Source organism: Plasticicumulans lactativorans (assembly GCF_004341245.1).
GTDB classification, from domain to species: Bacteria; Pseudomonadota; Gammaproteobacteria; order Competibacterales; family Competibacteraceae; genus Plasticicumulans_A; species Plasticicumulans_A lactativorans.
The window spans coordinates 1-6,096 of the sequence record NZ_SLWY01000044.1; the positions used below are offsets into that span (position 1 = coordinate 1).

General features: G+C 69.7%; 3 protein-coding genes. All 3 read left to right on the plus strand.

What is annotated here, in order from left to right; translation table 11 throughout:
• Positions 1-2,482 (plus strand): pyruvate dehydrogenase (acetyl-transferring), homodimeric type (gene aceE / locus EV699_RS19540; protein WP_132545992.1); only part of this gene is annotated, 2,482 nt, incomplete at its 5' end.
• A 105-nt stretch (positions 2,483-2,587) separates the two neighbouring features.
• Complete coding sequence (gene aceF, locus EV699_RS19545; protein ID WP_132545994.1) at positions 2,588-4,222, plus strand: dihydrolipoyllysine-residue acetyltransferase; 1,635 nt, start codon at positions 2,588-2,590, stop codon at positions 4,220-4,222.
• 15 nt (positions 4,223-4,237) lie between these two features.
• A partial coding sequence (locus EV699_RS19550) for an FAD-dependent oxidoreductase (protein ID WP_132545996.1) occupies positions 4,238-6,096 on the plus strand: 1,859 nt, incomplete at its 3' end.

The following is a 6,096-nucleotide window of genomic DNA, read 5'->3' on the forward strand; positions in this document are numbered from 1 at the left end:
GAACACGGTGCCGCTGGCGCAGCAGGCGCGCATTCCGGGTGACCAGGCGCTGGAGCACCGCATCCGCTCGTACACGCGCTGGAACGCCATGGCGATCGTGGTGCGTGCCGGCAAGGACACCAACGTCGGCGGCCACATCTCCTCGTTCGCCTCGGCCGCCACACTCTACGACGTCGGCTACAACCACTTCTGGCACGCCCCGAGCGACACCCACGGCGGCGACCTGATCTTCGTGCAGGGCCACTCGACGCCGGGCGTCTACGCGCGCGCCTTCCTGCTCGGGCGCCTGAGCCCCGAGCAGATGGACAGCTTCCGCCAGGAGGTCGACGGCAAGGGCCTGTCGTCCTACCCGCACCCGTGGCTGATGCCCGACTTCTGGCAGTTCCCGACGGTGTCGATGGGCCTCGGCCCGCTGATGGCGATCTACCAGGCGCGCTTCATGAAGTACATCCACGCGCGCGGCTTCGCCAACACCGAGGGGCGCAAGGTGTGGGCCTTCCTCGGCGACGGCGAGACCGACGAGCCGGAGAGCCTGGGCGCGATCGGCATGGCCGGGCGCGAGCGGCTCGACAACCTGATCTTCGTGATCAACTGCAACCTGCAGCGCCTCGACGGGCCGGTGCGCGGCAACGGCAAGATCATCCAGGAGCTGGAGAGCGAGTTCCGCGGCGCGGGCTGGAACGTCATCAAGATCGTCTGGGGCACGCACTGGGATGCGCTGTTCGCGCGCGACAAGAAGGGCATCCTCATGCAGCGCATGATGGAGGTCGTCGACGGCGAATATCAGACGATGAAGTCGAAGAACGGCGCCTGGGTGCGTGAGCACTTCTTCAACACCCCGGAGCTGCGGGAGCTGGTCGCCGACTGGTCCGACGACGACATCTGGCGCCTCAACCGCGGCGGCCACGACCCGCACAAGGTCTACGCCGGCTACCACGCGGCGGTGACCCACAAGGGCCAGCCCACGGTGATCCTGGCCAAGACCATCAAGGGCTACGGCATGGGCGAGGCCGGCGAGGCGATGAACATCGCCCACCAGGCCAAGAAGATGCCGGTCGACGCGCTGCGCCAGTTCCGCGACCGCTGGAACCTGCCGGTCAGCGACGAGCAGCTCTACGAGTGCCCGTACCTGACCTTCCCCGAGGACTCGGCGGAGCTGAAGTACATGCGCGAACGGCGCGAGGCGCTCGGCGGCTACCTGCCGCAGCGCCGGCGCAAGGCCGCCGCGCTGCCGGCGCCGGAGCTCGCGGCGTTCGACGCGCTGCTCAAGGCCTCGGGCGAGGGGCGCCAGCTGTCGACCACGATGGCCTTCGTGCGCATCCTCAACATCCTGCTGCGCGACAAGAACCTCGGCAAGCGCATCGTCCCGATCACCCCGGACGAGTCGCGCACCTTCGGCATGGAAGGCCTGTTCCGCCAGATCGGCATCTGGAGCCAGGAAGGGCAGAAGTACCTGCCGCAGGACCACGACCAGCTGATGTTCTACAAGGAGACGACCGACGGTCAGATCCTGCAGGAGGGCATCAACGAAGCCGGCTCGATGTGCGACTGGATCGCCGCCGCCACCGCGTACTCCACGCACGGCGAGCAGATGATCCCCTTCTACATCTACTACTCGATGTTCGGCATCCAGCGCACCGGCGACCTGTGCTGGCTCGCCGGCGACATGCGCGCGCGCGGCTTCCTGCTCGGCGCCACCAGCGGGCGCACCACGCTCAACGGCGAGGGCCTGCAGCACGAGGACGGCCACAGCCACGTCTGGCACGCCTCGATCCCCAACTGCATCTCGTATGACCCGACCTTCTCCTACGAGCTGGCGGTGATCATGCAGGACGGCCTGCGCCGCATGGTCCAGGAGCAGGAGGATGTGTACTACTACATCACCCTGATGAACGAGAACTACGAGCACCCGGAGATGCCCGCCGGCGCCGAGGCGGACATCCTCAAGGGCATGTACGCGCTGCGCAAGGGCGCGGCGGGCAAGGGCCCGCGCGTGCAGCTGCTCGGCTCGGGGGTGATCCTGCGCGAGGTGATCGCCGCGGCGGAGCTGCTCAAGGCCGACTGGGGCGTCGAGGCCGACCTGTGGTCGTGCCCCTCGTTCACCCAGCTCGCCCGCGAAGGCCACGAGGTCAACCGCCAGAACCTGCTCAACCCGGGCACCCCGGCGCGCCGCTCGCACGTCGAGACCTGCCTGGCCGACACCCAGGGCCCGGTGATCGCCTCGACCGACTACATCCGCCTGTTCCCCGACCAGATCCGCGCCTTCGTGCCGCGTCGCTACGTCACCCTCGGCACCGACGGCTTCGGCCGCTCCGACACCCGCGAGAAGCTGCGTCACTTCTTCGAGGTCAACCGCTACTGGGTGACCATCGCCGCGCTCAAGGCGCTGGCCGACGAAGGCACGCTGCCCGCCGCCAAGGTGGGCGAGGCGATCGCCAAGTACGGGATCGACACCGCCAAGCCCAATCCGATGACCGTGTGACGAGCGCGTGAGCGCGCGCAGGCCCCAGCGTCGCCGCCCCCCGCGCGGGGACGGCGCGGGGCCTGTGCGCGGCCCGCGGCGTGGCAGATTTCACGAGGAGCAGAGATGAGCCAGACGATCGAAGTGAAAGTACCGGACATCGGCGATTTCAAAGACGTGCCGGTGATCGAGGTGATGGTCAAGGTCGGCGACACGGTCGCCGTGGAGCAGTCGCTGGTCACGCTGGAGAGCGACAAGGCGAGCATGGACGTGCCGTCGAGTGCCGCCGGCGTGGTCAAGGAGCTCAAGGTCAAGGTCGGCGATCGCGTCGGCGAAGGCAGCGTGGTGCTGGTGCTGGAGGCCGCCGGTGCGGCGCCTGCCGCCGCGCCCGCCCCGGCGCCGGCCGCCGCGCCGGCCCCGGCTGCCGCGCCCGCCGCCGCCGGCGGTGGCACGGTCGAGGTCAGGGTGCCCGACATCGGCGACTTCAAGGACGTGCCGGTGATCGAGGTGATGGTCAAGGTCGGCGACACGGTCGCGGTCGAGCAGTCGCTGGTCACGCTGGAGAGCGACAAGGCGAGCATGGACGTGCCGTCGAGCGCGGCCGGCGTGGTGCAGGAGGTGCTGGTCAAGGTCGGTGACCGCGTCGGCGAAGGCCACGCGATCGTGCGCCTCGCCGCCGCCGGTGCCGCCCCGGCCGCGGCCCCGGCCCCGGCCGCCGCCCCCGCGCCGGCCGCTGCGCCACCGGCCGCGGCGCCCGCCGCCGCCGCCGCCCCCGCGCCGGCCCCGGCCGCCGCCGCGCCGGCCGCCAAGGTCGACGAGGCCGCCTTCGCCCAGGCGCACGCCAGCCCCTCGGTGCGCAAGTACGCGCGCGAACTCGGCGTCGACCTCGGTCGCGTCAAGGGCAGCGGCCCCAAGGGCCGCATCCAGCAGGAGGACGTCACCGCCTACGTCAAGGGCGTGATGAGCGGCCAGGCCGCCGCCCCGGCCGCGGCCGCGCCGGCCGCCGGCGGGGGTGGCGAGGCGCTGGGGCTGATCCCCTGGCCCAAGGTCGACTTCAGCAAGTTCGGTGCGATCGAGAGCAAGCCGCTCGCGCGCATCAAGAAGATCTCGGGCGCCAACCTGCACCGCAACTGGGTGCTGATCCCGCACGTCACCAACCACGACGAAGCGGACATCACCGAGCTCGAAGCCTTCCGCGTGCAGCTCAACAAGGAAGCCGAGAAGGACAAGAGCGGCAACAAGGTCACCATGCTCGCCTTCATGATCAAGGCGGCGGTGGCGTGCCTGAAGAAGTTCCCGACCTTCAACGCGAGCCTCGACGGCGACAACCTGATCCTCAAGCAGTACTACAACATTGGTTTCGCCGCCGATACGCCCAATGGCCTGATGGTGCCGGTGATCAAGAACGCCGACCAGAAAGGCGTGTTCGAGATCGGCCAGGAGATGAACGCGCTCGCCAAGGCCGCACGCGACGGCAAGCTCAAGCCCGACCAGATGCAGGGCGGTTGCTTCTCCATCTCCTCGCTCGGCGGCATCGGCGGAGTGTACTTCACGCCCATCATCAACGCTCCCGAGGTGTCGATCATGGGGGTGTGCAAGTCCTTCCAGAAGCCCGTCTGGGATGGCAAGCAGTTCGTGCCGCGGCTGATCCTGCCGCTGTCGCTGTCGTGGGATCACCGCGTCATCGACGGCGCCGAGGCGGCGCGCTTCAACGTGTATTTCGCACAGTTGCTGGCGGACTTCCGCCGCATCCTGCTGTAAGGGGAGAGGACGACGATGGCAACAATCGAAGTCAAGGTCCCCGACATCGGCGATTTCAAGGACGTGCCGGTGATCGAAGTGTTCATCAAGCCCGGCGACACGGTCGCCGTGGAGCAGTCCCTGATCACGCTGGAGAGCGACAAGGCGAGCATGGACGTGCCGTCCAGCGCGGCCGGCGTGGTCAAGGAAGTCAGGGTCAAGGTTGGTGATCGCGTCGGCGAAGGCGCGGTAGTCGTGCTGCTCGAAGCCGCCGGTGCCGGTGCGCCTGCGGCTCCGGCCGCGGCGCCCGCGCCGGCTGCCGCGCCCGCCGCTGCTGCGGCGGCGCCGGCCAGTGGTGGTGGCGTCGTGGAAGTGAAGGTGCCCGACATCGGCGACTTCAAGGACGTGCCGGTGATCGAGGTGATGGTCAAGGTCGGCGACACGGTCGCGGTCGAGCAGTCGCTGGTCACGCTGGAGAGCGACAAGGCGAGCATGGACGTGCCGTCGAGTGCGGCCGGCGTGGTGCAGGAGGTGCTGGTCAAGGTCGGTGACCGCGTCGGCGAAGGCCACGCGATCGTGCGCCTCGCCGCCGCCGGCGCGGCCGCGGCCGCGGCCCCGGCGCCGGCTGCGGCACCCGCCGCGGCTCCGGTTGCCGCCCCCACCGCCGCGAGCTTCGCCGGCGGTGCCGACCTCGAGTGCGACATGCTCGTGCTCGGCGCCGGCCCCGGCGGCTACTCCGCGGCCTTCCGCTCCGCCGACCTCGGCCTCAACACCGTGCTGGTCGAGCGCTACGCCACCCTCGGCGGGGTGTGCCTCAACGTCGGCTGCATCCCCTCCAAGGCGCTGCTGCACACCGCCGCGGTGATGGACGAAGTGCAGGCGCTCGCCCACCACGGCATCGCCTACGGCGCGCCGAGCGTCGACATCGACAAGCTGCGCGGCTTCAAGGACAGCGTCATCAAGAAGCTCACCGGCGGGCTCGCCGGCATGGCCAAGGCGCGCAAGGTCACCACCGTGCGCGGCGTCGGGCGCTTCCTCGACCCCCACCACCTGGAGGTCGAGCTCACCGGCGGCGACGGCCAGGCCAAGACCGGCGAGAAGAAGATCGTGCGCTTCCAGAAGTGCATCATCGCCGCCGGCTCGCAGGCGGTGAAGCTGCCCTTCATGCCCGAGGACCCGCGCGTGGTCGACTCCACCGGCGCGCTGCTGCTCCAGGGCGTGCCCAAGCGCATGCTGGTGGTCGGCGGCGGCATCATCGGGCTGGAGATGGCCACCGTGTACTCGACGCTCGGCACGCGCATCGACGTCGTCGAGATGCTCGACGGCCTGATGCAGGGCGCCGACCGCGACCTGGTCAAGGTGTGGGAGAAGAAGAACGCCCCGCGCTTCGACCACGTCATGCTGAAGACCAAGACCGTCGGCGCCGAAGCCAAACCCGACGGCATCTGGGTGAAGTTCGAAGGCGAGAAGGCCCCGGCCGAAGCCCAGTGCTACGACTTCGTGCTGGTCGCCGTCGGGCGCAGCCCCAACGGCAAGAAGATCGGCGCCGAGAACGCCGGGGTGGCGGTGACGGATCGCGGCTTCATCCCCGTCGACCGGCAGATGCGCACCAACGTCGAGCACATCTTCGCCATCGGCGACGTCGTCGGCCAGCCCATGCTCGCCCACAAGGCGGTGCACGAGGCGCACGTGGCCGCCGAGAACGCCGCCGGGCACAAGGCGTACTTCGACGCCCGGCAGATCCCCTCGGTGGCCTACACCGACCCCGAGGTGGCCTGGGCGGGCAAGACCGAGGAGCAGTGCAAGGCCGAGGGCATCAAGTACGGCAAGGCGGTGTTCCCGTGGGCGGCCTCGGGACGGGCGATCGCCAACGGGCGCGACGAGGGCTTCACCAA